Below are 20,062 nucleotides of genomic sequence, written 5' to 3' on the forward strand. Positions count from 1 at the left end.
TCCTGACGACAGCGCGCTGGTCCGCGTCCCAACGCATTGGCTTTACCACATGGTCTTGGCGGCGCGCGGTGCCCAGGCCTCGTCATAAGCCTTCCCGCCCTCTTCTCCGGCGGTCTGCTCGGCAAGGATCTCCCCCATCGTTGGTAGATCCGCGCTTTCATCTTCTGAGGTCCAGGTCCGTGCGCGCATCAGTGCGCGGGCGCACTGGCTATAGATCTCGTTGACTTCAATAACAATGACGGTGCGGGGCTGTTTGCCGCTCTTGTCAAACATGGCGCGCAGATCGGCGTCCGCCGTCACCCGAGCGTTACCGTTCACCCGCACCACATTGTTCGATCCCGGCACCAGAAACATCAGCGAGACACGCGGATCCCGCACGATATTGCGCAGGCTGTCGATCCGGTTGTTGCCCCGCCAGTCCGGCAGGGCCAGCCTGCCCGGGTCCAGCTCCAGAACCACCGGACCATCATTACCACGCGGGCTGTCATCGGTGCCTTCTGGTCCAACCGTGGCCAACATACACAGCCGCGAGGCCATGATCCACTTGCGATAAAGCGGCGTCATCTGCCGCGCCACCTTGCGCAGAGAGGGCGCGCCGGGTGTGCCGTAATGCGCCTCAAGCGCCTCAACCGTGGTGAGAAACTCCATCGACTTCGAACCCCGCTTCCTGCATCAACTTATTCGAATGGGCTTCGACCTCGCGCTCCAGCGTGGCCATGAACACATCACGGTCCAGCCCCGGCGCAATAGCGGGCAGGAACTCAACCACACCCAGCCCAGGTTTGCGCATAATCCCGGTACGCGGCCAGAACAGACCCACATTGGTCGCCGCAGGCACACAAGGCTGCTCCAGCGCGGCATAAAGAACCCCGGTTCCGATCTTATAGGGCCTGCCCGCCCCGGGGGCGACGCGGGTGCCTTGCGGATAAATCACCAGCTGACCGGGGTCAGCGAACTCTGCCGCAACATCCTTGACCATACGGGCAATGGCATTGCCTTTCTTACCGCGGTTGACCGGCACGCAGCCCAATCGCTTGGCATAGATGCCGATGATCGGTGTCCACAGCAACTCGCGCTTCATAATGAACTTGGCTGAAGGGGTGGCGTGAAAGATGATCAGAATATCCAGAAAACTCTGATGTTTTGCTGCGATGATCACCTCCTCGGTGGGCACCGGGCCGCGTACCTCGGTACGCAGGCCCAGCATCCAGCGGGCGCACCACAGCACATAACCGGCATAGCTGCGGCAGGCCATGCGGGCGCCGCGCGGCGACACCAGAGCCCATGGCGCAAAAACCAGACCAAAGATCAGCATCATCACGTAGATCTGAGCCATAAACACGGCCGAGAGCAGCCATCGAAATGCAGTTTTCACGCCAAATCTCCAAGACGTTTGTTGGCCGCACGGGTTGTTGCGGCAAAGGCGACGAGCGCACCAAGCAAAGGAATGCACAGCGGCAGGAGCCAGCTCCAGCCCTGAAAGCCCAGACCGGTCAGAAACCCACCCTCGCGCGTGGCCTCGGGCATCAGCCAGACTCCCAACATGCCAAGCAACATACCAACCCCCGCCCCGAACAGCGCGCGCAAGGTAAAGCGCCGGATAAAGGCCTGTGCGATATAGGTGTCCAAGGCGCCAACCAGGCGCAGCACCTCAATCACTTGGGCATTGGCGGCAAGAGCTGCGTTGGCGGCGAGGGTGATCATCGCGGCAGTGGCACCGCCGATCAGCAGAATTGACACCCATGCCAGACGCCGCAGCGCCTGCGCCGCATCCACCAAAGGCGCGCGCCAACGGGTGTGATCATCCAGAACAGCACCCGGCACCTCCGCCTGCAGCCGCAATCGCAATCCTGCATCATCGTAGCCCGGATCACCTTCGATCACCTCAATCAGCTGCGGGATCGGCAGTGTATCCAGCGGCAGTTTGGTCCCGAACCACGGTGTCAGAAGTGCCGCCTGTTCTTCGCGGCTGAGCGCTCGGGCGGAGGCAACACCCGGGGTCTGTTCCAGAATGGTCATCGCCGCTTCGGTCTGGGCGACGCGTTGCTCGGCAGGCGCGTTGATCCGCAGCGTTGCAGCGCGGGCGAGCTCTTCCGCCCAGCGGTCCGCCAACCGGCCCGAGGCCAGCGACAAGGCCAGCGCAAAGACCGCCAGGAACGCCATCGCCCCCGACACAAACAGCGTCAGCTGGGCGGTAAACCCGCTTGGCGGAACCACACGGTCAGCCTGAGCATCTCCGACGATCACATTGCGCAGCCGGGCCAAATTCATAGATCTGCCCCCGCCTGCTGAAGCTGCCGGTTGGAAATCCGCAGAACCCGTGCCTGCACCTGTTTTTTGGCCGCCCGGATGAGCGACAGATCATGGGTGGCCACCAATACCGTTTTGCCCATGTGGTTCAGCTCCACCAGCAATTGCAGCAGTCGCTGCGACATTTCCCAGTCCACATTGCCTGTTGGTTCGTCCGCGATGATTACCTCGGGTGACAGAATAACCGACCGGGCCAGAGCCGCGCGCTGCCGTTCGCCCCCGGACAGCTCCGGCGGCGTTGCATGCGCCCGCTCCGACAGGCCGACCCAATTCAGCAATTCCCTCAGATTGGCCTCTTCCTGATCGATGTCCCGCCCGGATACGGTCAGCGGCAGAGCGATGTTTTCGATCACCGGCAGATGGTCCAGAAACCGGCAATCCTGATGGACCACGCCGATACGCCGCCGCAAATAAGCCATTTGATCACGGTCCAAGCCATTGATATCCATGTTGAAAGCGCGCGCGCGGCCAGACGTTGGGGTCAATGCACCGTAGCAGAGTTTCAACAGGGTCGTCTTACCTGCCCCTGACGGACCGGTCAGGAAATGGAACGACCCCGGCGCCAGCTGTACTGACACCTCGCTCAGCAGTTCCCCGCCACCGTAATTGTACCCCACATTGTCCAGCTCGATCACGGCGGTCCCCTTTTGGTCACCGGTGTTTTGCCCGACTGTGCGACCAGTTTCAATGGTCGGCGCTGTTGCCATGCTGCGCCCTCTGGAAACAGTCGACGCCCGTCGACGCGATTGGCTCTTTCGTGGAAAGGCGGAACTGCCTATGATTATTCAACAATCACACGCCGACAGCCGCCCGGACCCCCCGGAGCCACCCCAGGTCCCAAGGAGTGACCCATGCGACTGACATGTCCGAACTGTGCCGCCCAGTATGAGGTGCCGGATGATGTAATCCCTGATGAGGGCCGCGACGTGCAATGTTCCAATTGCGGTCAGACGTGGTTTCAGGCTGGCCGTGCGCTGGACGCAGATGACGCTGAGAGCGCGCCAGCAGCAGGCCCGGATCTCGCCGACCTGCCGCCGGATGCAGATACGCCGAGCATCTCATATCTCCGATCATGGACCCGCTGACAGAAGACGCAGACGACGATATCGCCGAAGAGACCGATCTGCCCCCCGATGAGGCAGCGTCCGAAGATCACCCCGCCGAAGAGGACACAGCCGAGGATCACGCCCCCGACGTCGCGGCCACTGCGCGCGGTCTGGATCCGGCAATAAGCGATATCCTGCGCGAAGAGGCTGAGCGCGAAGCCAGCCTGCGTGCCGCTGAAAACAGCCCTCTGCAAACCCAGACAGATCTGGGGCTTGATTCACTGCCTGAGGAAGAATCGGCGCGACGTGCCCGCGAAGCCCGCGAACAGATGGCCCGGATGCGCGGCGAGGATCCGCAGCAGCTGGCCACCGCTGAGACGGAATCCCGCCGTGGACTGTTGCCGAATATTGATGAGATCAACTCCACCCTACGCTCCGGCGAGGGTGCCGCAGCGCCAATCGCACCCCCGATGGATGCAGCACCGCCAAAGAAAAAGCGTAACTTTGCCCGTGGTTTTGCCTTCGCCCTGCTGATCGCGCTGGCCCTTGCCATGGCCTATGACAATGCGCCCCTGATCGCACAGAAACTGCCACAGGCTGATCCCTATCTCAGCACTTATGTCGCCAAGGTGGATGCCGCGCGGCTGTGGCTGGATACGCAGGTGCGCGCTTTCACAGTGCAGCAATAGCCCGTCGCGCCCGAGCCTAGAAACGCCCAAACGTGGTGGCGCCACCGGCCTATCAGAACCGGTCGAGTAATCGCTCAAGATAGCTGCGCTCGGTGTCGCTGCGGCTGCGTTCACCGGCCCGGCGGCGAATTTCTTCCAGCAGGTCCCAGGCGCGGCGATAGGCCTGACCCTCGCTGAACTGCCCGTCCGAGACCCCGCCGTCCCCCTGCTCGCCATTGCGCCGACCCAGCGGGTCCATGCGATTGCCCTGCGCCGAGGTATTGGCGCGCCCCTGACCCTGCTGCTGTCCGGGCTGTTGCTGTTCTGCCATCGCTTCGCCAAGCGCCCGCATGCCCTCGCGCAGCGCCTCCATGGCGTCTGATTGCCGGTCGATGGCCTCTGCCAGGTCCCCCTGTCGCAGCGCCTCCTCAGCACCGTCCATGGCACGCCCGGCATCATCCAAAGCGTCCCGCGTCGCCTGATCCCCTTCACCATTGCCCAATGGCAGACCGTCGCGCTGCGCACGCAGCTGATCCCTGAGGGCTTGCTGGCGATCCGCAAGAGAACCACCGAGGCCACGACGCCCACCCGACTGGGCTGTATCGCCACCGCTCTGCCCCCCTTCGGCGTCAGGTGCGCGCTGCCCCTGCCCCCCCTGGCCGGGCTGTCGCTCCTCGCCGGGAGTGCCAGCACCCGGTCGGTCGCCCTGCCCCCCTTGATTGCCCTGTCCGCCCTCATGGGACTGTCCACGGCCCAGACCGCCATTGCGTCCTTCGTTGCCTTCGCTTTCGCCACGGCGGGCGCCGGGGTTGAATTGCTCCTGTAAGTCGCGGAAGGCCTGATCTGACAAGCCCTGCTGTTCGCGCAGGGTATCGGCCAGCCCGTCCATGCTTTGCTCCCCGGGAGACCCATCCTGCCCTTGCTGCCCCTCGGTCACCCGCATGTTTTCCATCATCTGCTGGAACTCGCGCAGCGCCTGTTCAGCCTCGGCCATGCGGCCCTGTTCCATCAGTTCCTGAATCCGGTCCATCATCGCCTGCAAGTCCTGCTGGCTCAACTGCATCGCGTTCTCATCCGGAGCGCCCTGCTGCTCGCCCTGATTGCCCTGCTCCTGTGCCTGCCGCTGCAATTGGCGCAGATAGTCCTGCGTCGCATCGCGCAGCTGCTGCATCAGGCGGGCAATCTCTTCCTCGCTGGCGCCGTCCCGCATCGCCTGGCTCAGCTGCTCCTGCGCCCGTTGCATCCGCGCCATGGCATCTCCGACATCTCCCTCTTCAAGCTGAACAGCCAGATCCCAGAGCGCCTCAGCAAGATCATCCTGCTGATCCGGCCCCAAAGTGCCCGCCGTGCTATGCTGCTCAAGTCGGCGCAAAATGGTGCGTAGGCGCAGGTAATCACCGTGATCGCGAAACACCTCAGCCGGGTAGGTCGACAGGGTGCGCAGAATTTGCGCCACCCTTGGTGCATTTGCCCGCGCCCAGAGGAGATCACGCCGCTGCTCTGCCACGGCAGCGGCCATAGGATCGAAGAAGCGGCGGGTCACAAGCGGCGCGCTCAGCGGCTCGGCCTTCGCCTCCTGACCAGCGGCATCCTGTGCAACCATCCGGTAGGTGACCGGCATATTCGCCCAGGGATGCTTGGCAAAGGTCTCAATCATCTGTTCATCAAACGCACGGCGATCGCCGCTTAGTGGCAGCGGCAGATCCAGCACAATCGGATCACGCGCATCCGGCGTCACCGCCAATCCGTGACGGCGATCCAGCGCGTCCATATCCAGTTCAATCTCCACCCGTCCGCCAGTGACGCCGTAGTCATCGCTCGCGGTATAGGCCAGCGATGTGGTGTCATCGGATTCAAGCGTCGGGTCGCCGATAATGGCAACGCTCGGAGGCTGATCCTTGAGCAGCGTGACATCCCAACTGCGTCCGCCTGCACCGTTGATCGCGAGCGTGCCGTCACGGGTAATCTCAAAACTCTGTTCGGCAGCAGCGGCAGACGGCAGGTCACCGACACGCCCGGAAATGGTCTCGTCCAGCGTCAGATCGCCGACCTCACCATAAAATCGCAGGGTAAGGCGACTGTTCTCCGGCAGGTTCAGCGCGGTCTCAGTCTGATCATTGAGATAGAGCACCGGAAGCCCAGTGTAGCGTGGCGGCTCGATCCAGCCTTCCCAGGTCGGTCCCGTGGCAGCCGCAACTGCGCCGGGGGTGATCTCGCCAAGGGTGCCGACCCGCCAGATGGAGCCGAACAACACTGCCACCGCCAGCGCCAACATCGCCAGATAGCGCAGCGCAAACGGATCCGCCCGCGCAACGGAGAGATTGGGTTTCGGAGCCTTGGCCGCAGCAGCGCGGGCCTGCATCCGCTGCTGGTGCGCCTGCCAGAGCGCTTGCGATGCAGGATCATCAGAACCAATAGCCTGCGCGTCCAGCAGTGCCGCAATCGGATGTCCGGGAACCGTCATATCCAATCGCGCCAGAGTGTCCGACAGGCGAGGCCAAGCAAAGCGCCAGACCCCAAAAGCAAACGCTGCCGCAGCGGCGAGGACCAGCACAACCGCGCCGACCCAGACCAGCTCCACCGGCAGCTCCTCGTGGAGGCCGAGCATTATCGCGGCAAGCGCCAGCATCACCAGAGAGGACAAGGGCCAGAAGGCGCGCACCAGCCGTTCCGACAGCAGGCCAAGCCACGTCAATCGCAGGGACCAGCGCAATCGCGCCAAACGCGGATCAGAGAGTTGCAGGCCAGATAATGGCGAAACTGGCATCGCCTCGCCGTCACCTGCCCCCCATGGCCGCCCCGCATCTGCCTTATCGCGCCCCGGAGAACCGGGCGCGGTTGCAGGTCTGTCGTCAGCCTTACGGCGGAACTTGGGGGTCTTCACCATCCGGGCGGCGCCTCCGTTTGGCCCTGCGCCGCGCCAAATGCCGCGAAACCCGTCAGAACCACTCAGGGATGGTATCGCGGTTTATCATTTCGTCAAAGTCCGGACGTCGGCGGATAACCGCGAATTGATCCCCGTGCACCAGGACTTCGGGAATGAGCGGACGCGAATTATATTCGCTGGCCATCACCGCCCCATAAGCACCTGCACTGCGGAAGGCGACCAAATCCCCCGCCTCAAGTGGCGGCATATCGCGATGGCGGGCAAAGGTATCGCCAGTTTCGCAGACCGGGCCAACAATATCATAGGCCCGCTGTTCGATCCCGGCCCCCGGTTCGATGACCGGAACGATATCATGGTATGCCTCATACATCGCGGGGCGGATCAGATCATTCATCGCACCGTCAATGATCAGGAAATCCCGGTCTTCCCCGGATTTCACATAGATCACCTTGCTCACCATGATCCCCGCGTTGCCCGCGATAAGACGCCCCGGTTCAATCTCAATCTCACACCCAAGGTGCCCCAATGTGCGCTGCACCATGGCACCATATTCAACCGGCAGCGGCGGTGTATCATTGGAGCGGGTATAGGGAATGCCCAAGCCACCGCCGAGATCCAGCCGGTGGATATCATGCCCGTCGGCGCGCAACTGTTCGGTCAGCTCCGCCACCTTCTGGTAGGCCAGTTCAAACGGGGCCAACTCAGTCAGTTGCGATCCGATGTGGACATCGATGCCGATCACTTTCAGCCCCGGCAGGCTGGCGGCGCGGGCATAAACCTCGCGCGCGCGAGCAATCGGGATGCCAAATTTATTCTCGGATTTTCCGGTGGCAATCTTGGCGTGAGTTTTGGCATCAACATCAGGGTTCACACGCACGGTGATAGGCGCCACCGCGCCCAGCTCCAGCGCCACGGCGTTGATCACATCCATTTCCGGCTCGGATTCGACGTTGAACTGGCGAATGCCGCCGCTAAGTGCGGTGCGGATCTCGTCCTGCGTCTTGCCGACGCCCGAGAACACGATCCTGTCGCCCGGAACCCCGGCGGCCTTCGCGCGCAGATATTCGCCCTGGCTCACCACATCCATGCCCGCTCCGGCCTGTGCCAGCGTTTTCAGGATCGCCTGATTGCTGGCGGCCTTCATCGCGTAGCAGACCAGATGATCCATCCCCTTCAATGCGTCATCAAAGAGATGGAAATGGCGCAGCAGCGTCGCGGTGGAGTACAGGTAGAACGGGGTGCCCACAGCGGCCGCGATCTCGGCCACCGGCACATCTTCGGCGTAAAGCGCGCCGTCACGATAGAGAAAATGATCCATAGGTCGCGCTTAGACCAGAACCGGGGCGCGGATCAAATGATTCCGCGCTGCATCACACGCCAAGATAAACGCTGAGCGGCCCCTTGTGCAGACCAAGGCTGCCGCCTGCGTGCACACCGCTGCTGGAAACACCGACGCCTGCGTTCAGAGAGGGGCGCACCGGTTCGCCGTCAACACCGCAGGCTGCCAGTCCAGCGCAGGCTGCCAGCGCACATAGGATCAAAACGGGTTTTGCCATGGTGACCTCTTTCGACGTTGGCCTCTACTCAGTTGGGCGGTTGCGGTCGGGTTACGCCTTCTGACCGCAACCTTGCTGCCGTCAATCGGACAGGACATCCTGCCAGCGGGCGATCTGCGCGCGGACCTGCGCCGGTGCCGTGCCGCCATAAGACATGCGCGAGTTTACCGAATTTTCGACGCCAAGCACAGAGAAGATGTCTTCGGTGATGCCTTCGTGAACGCCCTGCATGTCCGCCAGCGTCAGGTCCGGCAGGTCGCAGCCGCGGCTCTCGGCCATCGCCACAAGCGTCCCGGTCACGTGGTGGGCGTCGCGGAACGGCACCTTCAGCACCCGCACCATCCAGTCTGCGAGGTCAGTCGCTGTGGAAAAACCAGACCCTGCGGCAGCGGCCAAAGACTCGCGGTTGCCTGTCATGTCCCTAACCATGCCTTCCATCGCCGCCAGCGCCAGCATCCAGTTATCGGCAGCGTCGAAAACCTGTTCCTTGTCTTCCTGCATGTCCTTGGAATAGGCCAGCGGCAGCCCCTTCATCACCATCATCAGCGCGGTGTTGGCGCCAAAAATCCGGCCCACCTTGGCGCGGATCAGCTCAGCCGCGTCCGGGTTCTTCTTCTGCGGCATAATGGATGAGCCGGTGGAGAACCGGTCGCTGAGGGTCACAAAGCGGAACTGAGCGGAGGACCAGATCACCAGTTCCTCGGCAAAGCGGGAGAGGTGCACGGCGCTGATCGAAGCCACAGACAGGAATTCCAGCGCGAAGTCGCGGTCGGAAACCGCATCAAGCGAGTTGGCCGCCGGGCGGTCAAAGCCCAGCGCCTTTGCGGTCATCTCCCGGTCGATCGGGAAGGAGGTGCCGACCAGCGCCGCCGCGCCCAGCGGCGATTCTGTTCATACGTTTGCGTGCGTCGCGCACGCGGGACAGATCGCGGCCGAACATCTCGACATAGGCCATCATGTGGTGGCCCCATGTCACCGGCTGCGCGGTTTGCAGATGGGTGAAGCCCGGCATCACCCAATCGGCGCCTGCCTCAGCCTGCGACAGAAGCGCGCGGATCAGCGCCAGCAGGCCGCTTTCGGCTGCGTCCAGCTGGTCGCGCACCCAGAGTTTAAAATCGGTCGCAACCTGGTCATTGCGGCTGCGGCCCGTATGCAGACGGCCTGCAGGCTCTCCGATGACCTCCTTCAGGCGGGCCTCCACATTCATGTGGATGTCTTCCAGCGCGGTGGAAAACTGGAAGGTTCCGCCCTCGATCTCTGACAAAACGGTGAGCAGCCCTTCCCGAATGGCCTCAGCATCATTATCCGTAATAACGCCTGTCGCGGCCAACATCGCCGCATGGGCCCTAGAGCTCGGCAATGTCCTGCGCTGCCATCCGCTTGTCGAACCCGATCGAGGCATTGATCGCCTCCATGATCGCGTCCGGGCCAGCGGCAAAGCGGCCGCCCCACATCTGGTTCGAGGATTGATCTGTCATGGTGTGGAACCCCGGAGATAATATGCGTCTGTTACGTCAGCTTTCCCTTTATATGGCCCTGACCTTGGGTGCAAATGCCGCCTTGGCCGCCGATCCGGTGGCGCTCGCGGATATGCGACAGGGCGACATGAAAAAACTGGTGCTCCATAGCGCCCCAAAACCTGTGTCCAGCGCAGAGTTTCAGCTGGCAGACGGCGCTGGCACCGCAACGCTGGGGGATTACAAAGGCAAGATCGTGCTGCTGAACTTCTGGGCCACCTGGTGCGCGCCCTGCCGCAAGGAGATGCCCCAGCTGTCAGAGCTGCAAGAGGAATTTGGCGGTGGCGATTTCGAGGTGCTGACGCTTGCCACCGGTCGCAACTCGCCTGCCGGTATCCAGAAGTTCTTTGACGATACCGGCATCACCAATCTCCCCCGTCATCAGGATCCCCGGCAGGCCGTAGCGCGTGAAATGGCGGTGTTGGGTCTGCCGATTACCGTTCTGCTCAACCGCGAGGGCGAAGAAATCGCCCGACTGCGCGGCGATGCCGAATGGAACTCTGACAGCGCCAAAGCCATCATTCAGGCGCTGATGGCCTCTGATTGACACTCAGAGCAATCGCTTGCCGAGCGGCCTGCCTGCGACAACGGCAGGCCGCTTGACCCCACGCCACCTTTGACAGGACCGCGCCCCTGCCGCCAATCTCGGCGGCAGGGAGGATATGATGCCGCTGGAGATCCTGATCGCAATGGTGCTGGTCGGCATTATTGTCATAGCTATTCTGCTTCATTTGACTGGCCGGTCGGCGCCGGTCCTCATGACGCGCGAGACGGCTACCAAGGCATGGGCCCGCCACGATCCCGACTCCCGGATCCATGATGCCCAGCCAAGCACTCTTGGCCATGCGGCCCTGATCGACACAGATAAGGGGCTTGGTTTGGTCTGGTGTTTTGGTGCCGACACGATCGCCCGCCCGCTTGCAGGGTGCAGCCTGATGGATCACCCCAAAGGGTTCCGGGTTAGATTTGCCGATTTCGCCACCCCATCTGTGTTGCTGCACCTGTCCGATAAGGAACGCGAGGGCTGGCGCCGCCGGATCCTGGCCGCAAGCGCCACCTCACAGCCCCCGACCGCCACAGAACAGAGAGACCAGACACATGCCTGATACGATCTCCTACCCTGATGTCACCCAATGGGCCGTTCCCTTTTTCATCGCGGCCATTCTGGCGGAGTTTCTCTGGATCGCGATCAAGCGGCGGGGCGGGCGCTATGAAACCCGGGATGCTGTCACCTCTCTGGTGATGGGGGCAGGCAGTGTGGCCTCAGGCATTGCCCTCGGTTTCATCGCTTGGGCGTTCTTCATGCTGCTGTGGCAGATCACGCCGCTGGACCTCGGCACCTCGGTCTGGGTGATTGCTCTGTGTTTTGTCCTTGATGACCTGCGCTACTACTGGGTGCATCGGTTTGGGCACCGGGTGCGCTGGGTCTGGGCCAGCCATGTCAATCATCACTCCAGCCAGCACTACAACCTGACTACGGCACTGCGGCAGACGTGGACCGGCACCTTCACCTTCATGATGGTGGTGCGCGCGCCTCTGGTTCTGCTGGGGTTCCACCCGGCCATGGTGCTTTTCGTCGGGGGGATTAATCTGGTCTATCAGTTCTGGATCCACACCGAAGCAATTGGCCGCATGCCCCGCTGGTTTGAGGCGGTGATGAACACGCCCAGTCACCACCGTGCCCATCATGGGCGCAATCCACGCTATCTCGATTGCAACTATGCTTGCTGTCTTCATCATCTGGGACAAGATGTTTGGCACCTTCGTTCCCGAACAGGATCACGACCGTCCGGATTATGGTCTGGTCCACAACATCGGCACCTTTAACCCGCTGCGTGTGGCTTTTCACGAATGGGTCAGCATTTTCAAAGACATGACACAGCCGGGCCTGACGTTACGGCAGCGGCTGCTCTACGCAGTTGCGCCCCCTGGGTATAGCCACGATGGCAGTCGCGACAGCTCCGAGACGATCCGCGCCAAACATCTGCATCGCCATCCGGAGGACATTGGCAGCGCCGGGTTTGACAAGACCTGAGCGCAGCCTCTCAATTTGGGTAAAATTGTCCCTTTAATGCAAGCGCAACGCTTTTGCGCCAAGGTGCAGCCTGATCCATATTGATCAGACCACGCCAGTGCCAAGGGATACACCCGTGAAGAAGAAGCAACAGGTCATGGCCGACATGCCGGAAGGCGGGGAAAATCCCCTGACCTCTGCGGTCGTCTCACGCGATCGGTCAACTCTCGACATGGTCAGCGATGCGATTCGCCACAACCAAACCATGCTCGCCTATCAGCCCATCATGCAGGCCATGCCGCCGCAGGGCGTTGCCTTCTACGAGGGGTATATTCGTGTCCTCGACTCGACGGGCCGTGTAATACCCGCACGCGATTTCATGCCATTGGTCGAGGATAAAGAGGAAGGCCGCGAACTGGATTGCCTCGCACTGGAACACGGTCTGAAGGCGCTCGCGCGCAGCCCGAATATCCGGCTCTCGATCAACATGTCAGCGCGATCTATCGGTTATCGGCGCTGGATGCGGGTTCTGGAACGCCACCTGAAGAAAGATCTCACCCTGGGCGAGCGTCTGATGCTTGAGATCAACGAAGCGTCCGCGATGGCGACGCCTGAGCTTGTGATAGATTTCATTGACCGGATGCAGAAACATGGCATCGCCTTCGCGCTTGATAATTTCGGTGCCGGGGCAACCGCTGTCAGCTATTTCCGGCAATTCTTCTTTGATGCGGTGAAAATCGACGGGCAGTTTGTGCGCAACATCCATGCCAGCCACGACAATCAGGCAGTGGTCCGCGCACTGGTCGGGATCGCAAAGCAGTTTGATATGCTCGTCGTTGCCGAATCCGTCGAAAGCCCGGCCGACGCAGAATTTTTGATCTCAATCGGGGTCGATTGCCTGCAAGGCTATCTGTTCGGCGCCCCCTCCGTCAGCCCACCCTGGCTGGAGGAACTGCGGGAAAACAGCCGCGCCTCCTGAACGCCGCCAACCGAGCATCCACTCCCCTGCCAGAATTGGCGGTATCTCGCTCCATGCGGGATCGCCTCAAGGCAGTGTTGAATTGATTGCTTGGCAAACGCCCAGGCCTGTCACAGTATATTCGCCATAGTATTGATTGACACAGGCTCTCCCTGTGGGACACCTTGTGCGTGCTGCACCTGCAGCGAAATACACGGCCTTTTTTAGAAAAGGCAGGGGGATCCCGGTTGCTGCGGCTGCGAAAAGCGGCCTGCTCAGTTGGCCTCCCGGGACGATGAATGGCAGAGTGACCCTAACTGATGACCAATGTAGTAATTGCATCCGCCGCACGCACCGCCGTCGGCAGCTTTGGTGGCGCGTTCGCCAAGACCCCCGCTCATGATCTCGGCGCTGCGGTGCTGGAAGCAGTCGTAGAACGCGCCGGGATCGACAAATCCGAAGTCTCAGAAACCATTCTGGGCCAAGTGCTGACTGCAGCGCAGGGTCAGAACCCAGCCCGCCAGGCACATATCAACGCTGGGCTCCCTCAGGAATCCGCGGCTTGGAGCCTCAATCAAGTCTGCGGATCGGGTCTGCGGGCCGTGGCCTTGGCCGCTCAGCACATTCAGTTGGGCGACGCCGCTATCGTCTGCGCCGCACGGTCAGGAAAACATGACGCTCTCGCCGCATGCTGCAAATTTGCGTGCCGGTCACAAGATGGGCGATATGAGCTATATCGACACCATGATCCGCGATGGTCTTTGGGACGCATTCAATGGTTACCACATGGGTCAGACCGCTGAGAATGTTGCCGAAAAATGGCAGATCTCCCGCGAGATGCAGGATGAGTTCGCCGTTGCCAGCCAGAACAAGGCCGAAGCGGCTCAGAAGGCGGGCAAATTTGCTGATGAAATCGCAGCCTTTACGGTCAAGACGCGCAAGGGCGATATCGTTGTGGATCAGGATGAATACATCCGCCACGGCGCCACCATCGAAGCCATGCAAAAACTGCGCCCGGCCTTCGCCAAGGATGGTTCGGTCACCGCCGCCAATGCCTCCGGCCTCAACGACGGTGCCGCTGCCACCTTGCTGATGAGTGCGGATGACGCTGAAAAGCGCGGCATTGAGCCTCTGGCACGGATTGCCTCCTATGCCACCGCCGGGCTGGATCCGTCGATCATGGGAGTCGGCCCGATCTACGCCTCCCGCAAAGCACTGGAGAAGGCAGGCTGGTCCGTTGATGACCTTGATCTGGTGGAGGCGAACGAAGCCTTCGCAGCGCAGGCCTGCGCCGTGAACAAGGACATGGGCTGGGACCCGGCGATCGTGAACGTCAACGGCGGCGCCATCGCCATTGGTCACCCGATCGGGGCCTCTGGATGCCGCGTCCTCAACACCCTGCTGTTCGAAATGAAGCGGCGCGACGCCAAAAAAGGGCTGGCAACCCTTTGCATCGGTGGCGGCATGGGTGTCGCCATGTGTGTGGAGCGCCCCTGAGGCGCAGACTGCTGACCATATCAAGGGCGCCCCGGTGGCGCCCTTTTCTATCTCTGGCGTATTTTGCGATACCTTTGCGGAGCAGGGCGACGCGACGTTCACCTCAATGTCGACTTAAGAAGAGATTTTTCACACGCAATATAATTGCGTAATTCAAAACAAAATAGTAGCAAGATTACCAAGTCAAATAACGGAGGACTATTCCATGGCACGTAACGCACTCGTCACCGGCGGCTCCCGCGGCATCGGCGCAGCAATCTCTCAGGCGCTGAAGGCGGAGGGTTACACGGTGGCGGCGACCTATGCCTGAGCAATGATGAAGCGGCGGCAAAGTTCACCGAAGAGACCGGCATCAAGACCTACAAGTGGGACGTTGCCAGCTATGAGGATAGCGCTGCCGGTATCGCCAAGGTCGAAGCGGATATCGGCCCCATCGACATCGTGGTCGCCAATGCCGAGCATCACCCGCGACGCCCCGTTCCACAAGATGACGCCGGAACAGTGGCAGCAGGTGATCGACACCAATCTCACCGGTGTGTTCAACACCGTGCATCCGATCTGGCCCGGCATGCGTGAGCGGAAATTCGGTCGCGTCATCGTGATTTCCTCAATCAACGGACAAAAGGGCCAGTTCGCGCAAGTGAACTATGCCGCCACCAAAGCTGGCGACCTCGGCATCGTGAAATCCCTGGCCCAAGAAGGCGCCCGCGCCAAGCATCACCGCAAACGCCATCTGCCCCGGCTATATCGCAACTGAGATGGTGATGGCCGTTCCAGAGAAAGTCCGCGAATCGATCATCGGTCAGATCCCGGCAGGCCGCTTGGGTGAACCCGAGGAGATCGCCCGCTGTGTCGCCTTCCTCGCGTCGGAGGACTCAGGCTTCATCAACGGCTCAACCATCTCGGCAAACGGCGCGCAGTTCTTCGTCTGAGACCCAGAAAGCCAAAAACGGTAAGGGCCGGTCCTACGGGCTAGCCTTTTCCAATCCCGTAAGGACATGCGCGCTATGCCCAGCGGGAAACCCCTGCACCCACACGGCCAATACGGCGGGATGTAAATAAACGCGCCCAGAGTGCACGAAGGACCTGACCGCGCTCTTCATGCGCGCGCTGCATGGCCAGTTTCACGGTACTATTGGCAGAATATTCCATCGTTTCGGCCTCCATTCAGATCAGTGTTGCTAACTTGACCTCAATATGGACCTTTCTTGCAAAAGCGACAAACGAGACTTTTCACGGCTTCAGTTAAGTAATACTGATGTCATATGCCGGACCGTCTCCCCCCCTAACCGCCTTACGTGCCTTTGAGGCAGCTGCCCGCCACATGTCTTTTGCCCGGGCCGCGCAGGAGCTCAACGTGACGCCCGCCGCGTTGTCGTTCCAGATAAAATCACTCGAAGAGCATTTGGGCACACCGGTGTTTCGTCGGCTAAACCGCGCAGTGGAGCTGACCGCCGCCGGAACCGCATTGGCGCCTGGAACATCCGATGGGTTCCAGGCTCTGACCGCGGCGTGGCGCACGGCCCTGCGCCTGCAAGACGACGGCGCCTTGACGGTTACCGCTGGCCCTGCCTTCACTGCCAAATGGCTGGCCCCGCGTTTCTATGAATTTGCCCGCGCCCATCCGGAGATTGATCTTCGGTTTTCCGCCAGCCTGCGCCGGGTTGACCTGATGCGTGACGACGTGGATGTGGCCATCCGCTTTGGCTATGGCCCCTACCCGGATGTCTATTCGATGCCGCTTCCGGTCGAATGGGTCATGCCGGTGATGACGCCGGAGATCGCCAGGCAATACCCCACGGTTACTGCGCTGAAGGATGCGCCGTTGATACATGATGATTCACTGAATTTCATGTCACCACAACTTGATTGGGCAGCTTGGTTCAAGATGATGGGCGAGGAGTTCACTCCGACCCATGGCGCGCGCTTCAGCAACGCCGATCACGCGGTAGACGCGGCGTTGGCCGGTGCCGGAGTGGCCTTGGGAAGACGTGCGCTGGTGGTAAAGGACATCGCCGAAGGACGGCTGGTTACACCGTTCAGAACAGCACTGACAGGCAAGGCCCGCTTTAGCTTTCTGTGCCAGAAGGGAGCCGAGAACCGCCCGCAAATTGTCGCCTTCCGAGATTGGATCCTCGCCGAGATCGAAAAGACGGCTGAAGTATCCGAGGGATTGACCATCGTCTCCGTGGACAGCCTTACATGAGCAGAAATCGCGCAACCGCCATCGGATTTATCGCTGTGCTGCTTTGGTCTCTGCTGGCGGTTCTCACCGTTGGCACGGCCCCAACCCCGCCACTGTTGTTAAATGCGCTGTGCTTCACAATTGGCGGTTCGCTGGGGCTGGTCTGGTGCTGGCGCAGTGGCGGCCTTACCGCATTGCGGGCGGTGTCTTGGCGGGTCTACCTCTTTGGCAGTCTGGGCCTCTTTGGTTATCACGCGCTCTATTTTTCTGCCCTGCGGCTGGCCCCCGCCGCTGAGGCCGGATTGATCGCCTACCTCTGGCCATTGCTGATCGTGCTGTTCTCCGGCCTGTTGCCTGGTGAGACCCTGCGGGCCGGACATCTCTTCGGGGCTATTTTGGGGTTTGCAGGGGCCGCCGCCATTATCACCGGCGGCGGCGCGGAGTTTGATGCCGCTGCCCTTCCGGGATACGCGCTGGCGCTGCTCTGCGCCTTGGCCTGGTCCGGCTATTCCGTTCTGGCGCGGCGGCTCGGGACCGCGCCCACCAGCACCGTTGCCGTGTTCTGTCTGATCACGGCCGTGGCCTCCTGGCTGCTGCATTTCGCGCTTGAGGACAGCCAATGGCCCATTGGCATCGCAGGCTGGGGCGCAACACTGGCGCTGGGGTTGGGGCCGGTTGGGCTGGCGTTCTACGTCTGGGACATCGGTGTGAAACAGGGCGACATCCAATTGCTGGGCACCAGCTCTTATGCGGCGCCGCTTCTCTCCACCCTGATCCTGGTACTGGTTGGAATTGCCCCTGCCACCTGGACGCTGGCCATCGCGGCCTGCCTGATCACGGGCGGAGCCGTTCTTGCCGCCCGCGCCAACAGAGGTCAGTCGTAGCGGGTACCATCGAAAAGGGGTCACCAGCCGCGCTGATGACCCCCTCACATCCTACTTTCAAGCTCCCGGTACCGCGGCGGTGGGGCCGCAGGTCACGCGGGAGACAAGGCGCCCCTCAGACGGCAAGCTCCTCCGTCGAGAGGCGTTCAATTTCTTCTTTCAGCTTTAGTTTCTGCTTCTTCATCGACGCGATACTTAGCCCGTCTGTCGCGGGCGAACGTTGGGCGTGTTCGACTTCCATGCTCAGATGCTCGTGCTTCTTCTTAAGTTCGGTGAGATGCGAGCTGAGGCTCATGTCATTCCTCCTTCTTTGAGCGTGTTGCGTACAAAGTGAGTGGAACACAAGAATATTGCTCTGTCACGCTGCAGAAGCATATATTTTGTCATGAAACCGTCATTTCGGCATGGACCCGCCGAATAGGGTCCGATTTTCCACGGATCATCGGGAAATATCAACGAGGCCAGGGCAGCGCACATCCGTCACGAAGGACCGCCCGGATATCCGGCCGGTAGCTCTCCGCATCACACAGATGCGCCTCACCATCATGCAGGATCAGTGGCGCGTGCAGCTTGAATCCCGCACGTCCGCCCTTGCGCGCGCGCAGCAGAACAAGCTCAGCACTCCGGCCCACACGGGCGGCCAACGGCAGAACCTCAAGCGATCCTAAACGCCCCAGACAGGCCCCCAGCATTTCCGGCAGGCGATCGGCCCGCTGGATCATATGAAGATACCCTTTGTGAGAGAGACGCCGCGCAGCCGTGTCGAACCAGACGCTCAATTCGGTTGCGCCACCCAGCGCAATTTGCCGCCCGACATCCTGCGCGGGGCTGTGCGCGCCTGCGCGGTAATAGGGCGGGTTGGCGATCACCTGGTCAAATTGCTGCTGCCGCAGATCCATCGGCAACTCTGCCAGATCCGCTTCAACCACGGTCATATCGACAGAATTCAGCGCGGCATTGCGTCGCGCCAGATCCGCATAGTCGGCTTGCAGCTCCACGCCGGTCAGGTTCAGGTCCGGCACCCGTGCCGCCAGACACAGCAAGCCCGGCCCGCCACCGCAGCCCAGCTCCAGCACCCGGTCGCCAGCGCGTGCAGGGACAGCCGCAGCCAGCAACACCGGGTCCACGCCAGCACGATACCCCTGTTTTGGCTGCAACAGCTGCACTTGCCCCCCCAGGAAGGCATCCTGACTAAGCGCCGCGTCGTCAAAGCCGGGCATCAGCGCAACGGGATATCATTGTCGCGCATCACGCGCTCGGCAGCGGCATGATCATCGCTGCGCACCATCAGCCTGCGGGGAAAGATTCCGATACCGCCTTCAAGGATGCTCATATTTACGTCCATTTGAAAGCAGTCTATATCCTCACCCTCAAGAAGGGCGGTGGCAAAGGCTATGATGGTTGGGTCGGTGCTGCGCAAAAGTTCCTTCATAGGGATGGATCTAAGGGCAAGGCCTGCGCCTTGTCGAGCCTTGCAAGCGGGAAAACGATGAATCAAATCCTGACGCAAAAGCCGCATGACATGCTGGCCGCGACACTCAGCGACGAAATGGCAGCGGTGAATACGCTGATCCAGACCCGGATGGCGTCCAAACACGCCCCACGCATTCCCGAAGTGACGGCCCATCTGGTTGAGGCTGAGCGGCAAACGTCTGCGCCCGATGCTGACGCTCGCAGCCGCGCGCCTCTGTGGTTACAGCGGCGACAACCATGTGAAACTGGCAGCAACTGTGGAGTTCATCCACACCGCCACCTTGCTGCATGACGATGTTGTCGACGAAAGCGGCCAGCGGCGCGGTCGCCCGACGGCAAACCTCCTCTGGGACAACAAAAGTTCCGTCTTGGTGGGCGACTACCTGTTTGCCCGCAGCTTTCAGTTAATGGTGGAAACGGGATCATTGCGGGTTCTCGACATCCTCGCCAATGCTTCTGCCACCATCGCCGAAGGTGAAGTCCTGCAAATGACCGCCGCCAGTGATCTGGCCACGGACGAGGACATCTACCTTCAGGTTGTGCGGGGCAAAACTGCGGCATTGTTCTCAGCAGCCACGCAGGCTGGTGGTGTTGTCGCAGGAGCGCCTGAGGCGCAGATTGATGCCCTCTTTGCCTATGGTGACGCCCTCGGCATCGCCTTTCAGATCGCTGATGATCTTCTGGACTATCAAGGTGATAGCGCCGCGACGGGCAAGAACGTCGGTGATGATTTCCGCGAGCGCAAGCTGACCCTGCCGGTGATCAAAGCCGTGGCGCAGGCCACCGCAGAGGAGCGTGCATTCTGGGTCCGGACTATTGAGAAGGGGCGTCAGGACGAGGGCGATTTGGATCACGCGCTGGCGCTGATGGACAAATACGACACCCTGACCGCAACCCGCCACGACGCCATGGATTGGGTGGCAAAGGCGCAGGATGCATTGACCGCGCTGCCCGATGACCCAATCCGCCAGATGCTGCATGATCTGGCCGATTACGTGGTGGCCCGGCTCGCCTGATATCGCAAAATAAAGTGGTGATTTAGCCAATACGAAGCCAGCGCCCATGCG

15 protein-coding genes and 6 pseudogenes are annotated in these 20,062 nt (G+C 61.3%); 10 read left to right on the forward strand and 11 right to left on the reverse strand.

The genetic code is table 11. The features are described 5' to 3' along the window. Window positions 1-42: 42 nt before the first annotated feature. From L0Z65_RS11805 to L0Z65_RS11820, 4 genes are read right to left on the reverse strand one after another with little or no spacing between them, the layout of a single operon-like run. On the reverse strand, window positions 43-648 hold the full coding sequence (locus tag L0Z65_RS11805; protein WP_405107820.1) for a pyridoxamine 5'-phosphate oxidase family protein: 606 nt from the start codon (window positions 646-648) through the stop codon (window positions 43-45). Next, the gene (locus L0Z65_RS11810) at window positions 626-1,375 is read right to left on the reverse strand and encodes a lysophospholipid acyltransferase family protein (protein ID WP_405107823.1); all 750 of its coding nucleotides are present in this window, start codon (window positions 1,373-1,375) and stop codon (window positions 626-628) included. The genes L0Z65_RS11805 and L0Z65_RS11810 overlap by 23 nt, the downstream gene beginning before the upstream one ends. Then, window positions 1,372-2,271 (reverse strand): cell division protein FtsX, encoded by a 900-nt coding sequence (locus L0Z65_RS11815; protein ID WP_405107826.1) that lies wholly within the window; start codon window positions 2,269-2,271, stop codon window positions 1,372-1,374. Before L0Z65_RS11815 ends, L0Z65_RS11810 begins: the two co-directional genes overlap by 4 nt. Then, window positions 2,268-2,945, reverse strand: coding sequence for a cell division ATP-binding protein FtsE (locus L0Z65_RS11820; protein ID WP_014873455.1), 678 nt, complete (start codon window positions 2,943-2,945; stop codon window positions 2,268-2,270). Before L0Z65_RS11820 ends, L0Z65_RS11815 begins: the two co-directional genes overlap by 4 nt. 216 nt (window positions 2,946-3,161) lie before the next feature. On the opposite strand from L0Z65_RS11820, the pseudogene L0Z65_RS11825 reads away from it, so the two are divergent. Beyond that, window positions 3,162-4,045 (forward strand): annotated as a pseudogene (locus L0Z65_RS11825) (zinc-ribbon domain-containing protein). A 52-nt stretch (window positions 4,046-4,097) separates the two neighbouring features. On the opposite strand, the gene L0Z65_RS11830 reads toward L0Z65_RS11825, so the two are convergent. The 4 genes and pseudogenes from L0Z65_RS11830 to argH form a co-directional block, all read right to left on the reverse strand. Continuing rightward, window positions 4,098-6,911: a DUF4175 domain-containing protein gene (locus L0Z65_RS11830; protein WP_405107829.1), complete on the reverse strand. Its 2,814-nt coding sequence runs from the start codon at window positions 6,909-6,911 to the stop codon at window positions 4,098-4,100. Between the two features lie 52 nt (window positions 6,912-6,963). Continuing rightward, window positions 6,964-8,229 carry a diaminopimelate decarboxylase gene (gene lysA / locus L0Z65_RS11835; RefSeq protein WP_102897723.1) on the reverse strand — a complete coding sequence of 422 codons (1,266 nt, stop codon included), beginning with the start codon at window positions 8,227-8,229 and terminating at the stop codon, window positions 6,964-6,966. Window positions 8,230-8,281: 52 nt separating this feature from the next. Beyond that, window positions 8,282-8,467: a hypothetical protein gene (locus L0Z65_RS11840; RefSeq protein ID WP_014873451.1), complete on the reverse strand. Its 186-nt coding sequence runs from the start codon at window positions 8,465-8,467 to the stop codon at window positions 8,282-8,284. An 81-nt stretch (window positions 8,468-8,548) separates the two neighbouring features. Beyond that, a pseudogene (gene argH, locus L0Z65_RS11845) lies at window positions 8,549-9,945 on the reverse strand (argininosuccinate lyase). A gap of 22 nt (window positions 9,946-9,967) precedes the next feature. Here argH and L0Z65_RS11850 point away from each other — a divergent pair. From L0Z65_RS11850 to L0Z65_RS11885, 8 genes and pseudogenes are all read left to right on the forward strand, one after another. Continuing rightward, window positions 9,968-10,531 (forward strand): TlpA disulfide reductase family protein, encoded by a 564-nt coding sequence (locus tag L0Z65_RS11850; protein WP_405107833.1) that lies wholly within the window; start codon window positions 9,968-9,970, stop codon window positions 10,529-10,531. A gap of 118 nt (window positions 10,532-10,649) precedes the next feature. Next, window positions 10,650-11,090 carry a hypothetical protein gene (locus L0Z65_RS11855; protein WP_096873066.1) on the forward strand — a complete coding sequence of 147 codons (441 nt, stop codon included), beginning with the start codon at window positions 10,650-10,652 and terminating at the stop codon, window positions 11,088-11,090. After that, window positions 11,083-12,019, forward strand: a pseudogene (locus tag L0Z65_RS11860) (sterol desaturase family protein). Before L0Z65_RS11855 ends, L0Z65_RS11860 begins: the two are co-directional and overlap by 8 nt. 136 nt (window positions 12,020-12,155) lie before the next feature. Further along, entirely contained in the window at window positions 12,156-12,977 is an 822-nt protein-coding gene (locus L0Z65_RS11865; protein ID WP_096870488.1) for an EAL domain-containing protein, read from the forward strand. Between the two features lie 299 nt (window positions 12,978-13,276). After that, window positions 13,277-14,453, forward strand: a pseudogene (locus L0Z65_RS11870) (acetyl-CoA C-acetyltransferase). 205 nt (window positions 14,454-14,658) lie between these two features. Then, window positions 14,659-15,385, forward strand: a pseudogene (gene phbB / locus L0Z65_RS11875) (acetoacetyl-CoA reductase). 326 nt (window positions 15,386-15,711) lie between these two features. Continuing rightward, window positions 15,712-16,659, forward strand: coding sequence for a transcriptional regulator GcvA (gene gcvA / locus L0Z65_RS11880; RefSeq protein WP_405107836.1), 948 nt, complete (start codon window positions 15,712-15,714; stop codon window positions 16,657-16,659). Next, entirely contained in the window at window positions 16,656-17,522 is an 867-nt protein-coding gene (locus L0Z65_RS11885) for a DMT family transporter (protein WP_405107839.1), read from the forward strand. The genes gcvA and L0Z65_RS11885 overlap by 4 nt, the downstream gene beginning before the upstream one ends. A 115-nt stretch (window positions 17,523-17,637) precedes the next feature. Here L0Z65_RS11885 and L0Z65_RS11890 read toward each other — a convergent pair whose 3' ends face one another. From L0Z65_RS11890 to L0Z65_RS11900, 3 genes are all read right to left on the reverse strand, one after another. After that, window positions 17,638-17,817 carry a YdcH family protein gene (locus L0Z65_RS11890; RefSeq protein ID WP_014873441.1) on the reverse strand — a complete coding sequence of 60 codons (180 nt, stop codon included), beginning with the start codon at window positions 17,815-17,817 and terminating at the stop codon, window positions 17,638-17,640. Window positions 17,818-17,974: 157 nt separating this feature from the next. Further along, entirely contained in the window at window positions 17,975-18,742 is a 768-nt protein-coding gene (locus L0Z65_RS11895; RefSeq protein WP_096870483.1) for a tRNA1(Val) (adenine(37)-N6)-methyltransferase, read from the reverse strand. Beyond that, window positions 18,742-18,954, reverse strand: a complete 213-nt coding sequence (locus tag L0Z65_RS11900) for a DUF2007 domain-containing protein (RefSeq protein ID WP_096870482.1) — start codon at window positions 18,952-18,954, stop codon at window positions 18,742-18,744. Before L0Z65_RS11900 ends, L0Z65_RS11895 begins: the two co-directional genes overlap by 1 nt. 57 nt (window positions 18,955-19,011) lie before the next feature. Here L0Z65_RS11900 and L0Z65_RS11905 point away from each other — a divergent pair. Continuing rightward, window positions 19,012-20,011, forward strand: a pseudogene (locus L0Z65_RS11905) (polyprenyl synthetase family protein). Window positions 20,012-20,062 lie beyond the last annotated feature (51 nt).

The organism is Phaeobacter sp. BS52, assembly GCF_045040595.1.
GTDB classification, from domain to species: domain Bacteria; phylum Pseudomonadota; class Alphaproteobacteria; order Rhodobacterales; family Rhodobacteraceae; genus Phaeobacter; species Phaeobacter piscinae.